Source organism: Sutterella parvirubra YIT 11816, from assembly GCF_000250875.1.
GTDB classification, from domain to species: Bacteria; Pseudomonadota; Gammaproteobacteria; order Burkholderiales; family Burkholderiaceae_F; genus Sutterella; species Sutterella parvirubra.
In genome coordinates, this window is sequence record NZ_JH604943.1 from 3,985 (window position 1) to 7,144 (window position 3,160).

Sequence of the window (3,160 nt, forward strand, 5' to 3'; positions counted from 1 at the left end):
GCGTCTTCCTGAAGCTCTACCCCCGGGAGCCGCCCGAAGGCGCGCCACGCGTCCGCCGCACGGCGGATGGCGAGCGGGTCCGCGGCGGCCTTCTTCTGCGTGGGGCGGCGGATCGTGATCCGCTGCCAGGCCCCGTCGTCCTCCGCGTTCTTCAGGTTCTTCCCTTCGGACTCATCCGCCTCATCAACCGCATCGGCCCCATCGGGGGTCGGCGTCTTCGGGAGCGCGACGCCCGCGGCCCTGAGGAGATGCTCCGGGAGAAGCCTCCTCACCGCGGCGGCGCGCTTCGCGAGCATCTCGTCGGGCGGCATGAAGAAGTCGGCGGCGGGCATGGGTTTCTTCCTCCTGCGTTTCTTCCGCGACCTGTTCCGTTCTCAGTCCTCAGGACTCAGCCTTCAGCCCTCAGGCCTGCGGGGTCCCGTCGGTCTCAGCCCCGTCGGTCTCAGCCCCGTCGGTTTCAGCCTCGTCGTCCCCGAAGAGGGACGCGGTCTGCGGGGCCGGGGCGCCGTCCGTCTTCTTCGGCTTCGCGGTCTTCGCCTTCATCTTGGCTTCCGCTTCTTCGATCGCCTCCAACTGCGCCTGCGTCAAACCCGATGGCCCGATCTCGGCCCAGTTGAGCTTCGAGGCTTCGTCGTCGTACTGCACCGACAAGACGCCGGAATACTGGCGCTCACGGATGGCAATGAGCGCCGCCCCGCCGATGAAGGTCTCCAACGTGTGGACGGCCTTCTCCGGCGTCGCCACGATCATCTGGAAGCCGAAGCGGCGGAAGATCGACATCGAGAGGTCGGTGAACTCGCTGTCGGCCTTGTCGAAGGCTTCGTCCAGAATCACCGGCGCGAAGGCGGGAAGGCCCTCGGCCGATTCGCCCAACTGGTAGCGGAGTGCGGCGGCGAGGCACGTGGTCGTCAGCTTCTGACGCTGCCCGCCCGACTTCCCGGCACCCGACAGGTACGTCTCCACCACGCGCCCCTCGTCGTCGAGTTCCACCGCGAGGAATTCGACGTGTTCGCGGACGTCCAAAACGGTCTTCCTCCACCGCTCTTCCTGGGCGTTTTCGGGGTTCAAACGCGCGACGAGGTCTTTGACCGCACGGAAGCGCTCCTCGATCTCCTGATCGGTGGCTTCGCGCCAGGCGGTGCGCAGAATCCCGTTCAATTTGTCCTGGAGATCCGCCACGTCCGGGTGACGGCGGTCCTTCACGTCGATGCGCAGATGCGTCTCACCGTCCTCGGTGCGGGAGAACGGCGCCGATTCGAGCGATTTGTTCACGACCGCGATGCGCTCGAAGATCGTGCGGCGGCCTTCCTTGAGCTGCATCTGAAGGGCCGTGAAGTTCTGGAGCGACTGGTTGTCGAGAAGCTCGCGGAAGCGCGATTCGTACTTGGGCAGGCCGTCCCGCTCCAAGCGTTCCAGCATCTTCATGAAGCCCGGCGCGCTCGCCATCGAGTCGTCCAGCTCCTGCACCTCGGCCGTGGGCCAGCGGCGCTTGAATTCGGCGAAGCGGTTGGTGACGTTGTTTTCCGCCACGCGCATGGCGTCCAGGGCCTTGTCCTTTTCCTCCTCCATGCGGCGGCGGGCGGTCTCGGTCAAGTCCTGAAGGTTCCCGCGCGAGAGCATCGTGCGGCCGCCCTGCGTGACGCGGGTCTCAAGGAGCTCCAGAAGCTTCTCGTCCGGGACGGGCTTTTCGTCCGCCATGGCCTTCAACTTCGTCTGGTCGAGCTTCAGGTAGTGTTCCGCCGTCTCGCGGTCGCGCTTCGAGAGCGAATGCACGTTCGAGGCGTGCGTGAAGCGTTCTCGGGACTGCTGCAGACGCGTCTGGGCCTCGGCCAACTGCGCTTCGATGGCGCGCAGTTCCAGGTTCCCGTCCGTCATGCGGACGAACTCGGCCTTCAACTGATCCAACGCCTTCTGCGCGCCCGCCACGTCGACGTCGGCCCAGCGGGTCGAGACGATCCACTGCGCGGCCGCCTGACGGGTGCTTTCTTCCGTCATCTCGGCTTCGACCGCGGTGCGCTCGTGCGTGAGTCTGCCGATCGCTTCGGCGAACTGCTGCCCTTCGGCTTCGTAGAGCGCGAGCTTCGCGGTGTTCGAGAAACCGGTGACCCAGGTGCGGCGGTCGTCGATCCTGCGGCGGTCGTCCTTTTCAAAGCGCCCCGCGTTGTGGCGCACCTGACCGTGAATCGTCACGGCGCGCTCGGCTTCGCGGAAGGCGTCCAAGTCCGGCGCGCAGTAGTAGTCGAAGCGCGCGTTCAACTCGTCCGACAACCACGCCGTGAAGTCGCCTTCCTTCAAGGTCAACTTCTGCGGGAGCATCGGGCGGGGATCGGCGGAGGTCTTCTTGAGGGTCTTCAGCACCGCAAAGGCGCTGTTTTCGCCCGAGGCCTGCGTCGCCGCGCCCTTGGCCGCTTTGCCCGCTCTGGGCTTCTTCGTCTTCACGCGGTGGTAGACGAGGCGAAGCCCCAGATGGCGCTCCTCGACCGCCTCGATGAAGGCGTCCGCACAGTCTTCGGGGACCATGACGGAGAGGGCGAAGCTCCTCAGCACGCGCTCGATCGCGCCTTGCCAGGGGGCGTCGTCTTCGCGGACTTCGATCCATTCACCGACGAACGGCAGACGGTCTTCCGGCACGTCGATCGCGGCCGCCACTTCGCGGCGGATGTCGAGGTACTCGGAAGGAATGTTGGAGGGCCTCGCCCGCATCGCCTCGATTTCGCGGCGGCGCAGCTTGAATTCTTCGGTGGCCTTGGCGAGCTCGGCCGAAAGCGCGTCGCGCTTCGCAAAGCGCGCCTTGGCGGCTTCGTCGCGGCCCTCCACGATCGTGCGGGCCTCTTGGGCGAGCGCGTCCCAGGCGTCCTCGTCCGTCGGGAATTCCGGACGGATGACGGCCGCCTGAATGGCGGTGAGGCGGCGGCGTTCGTCCGCCTTGCGGAGGTCCTCTTCGGCCTTCGCGACCTGGTCCTTGATGCGTTCGAGCGCCGCGCCGCCCTTTTCGTACGAGCGCTTCAAGAGGGTGTTCACGTCCTCGGTGGCGAGCGCCTGCTCGCGCTCGGCGTGCTCCATCTTGCGGCGGGCGTCCTCTTCCTTGCGGGCGGCTTCGCGCACGTCCGCCTCCCAGAATTCCGCCGAGCGCGCCGTCTGCCAGTAGGAGAGGGCGTCG

The 3,160-nt window shown here is 66.7% G+C and carries 2 protein-coding genes; both read right to left on the bottom strand.

Annotation, left to right across the window (positions count from 1 at the left end; genetic code table 11):
* Positions 1–332 (bottom strand): hypothetical protein (locus HMPREF9440_RS04455; protein WP_008541881.1); only part of this gene is annotated, 332 nt, incomplete at its 3' end.
* Positions 333–402: 70 nt separating this feature from the next.
* On the bottom strand, positions 403–3,160 hold a 2,758-nt coding region (locus tag HMPREF9440_RS04460), incomplete at its 5' end, for an ATP-binding protein (RefSeq protein ID WP_050816110.1).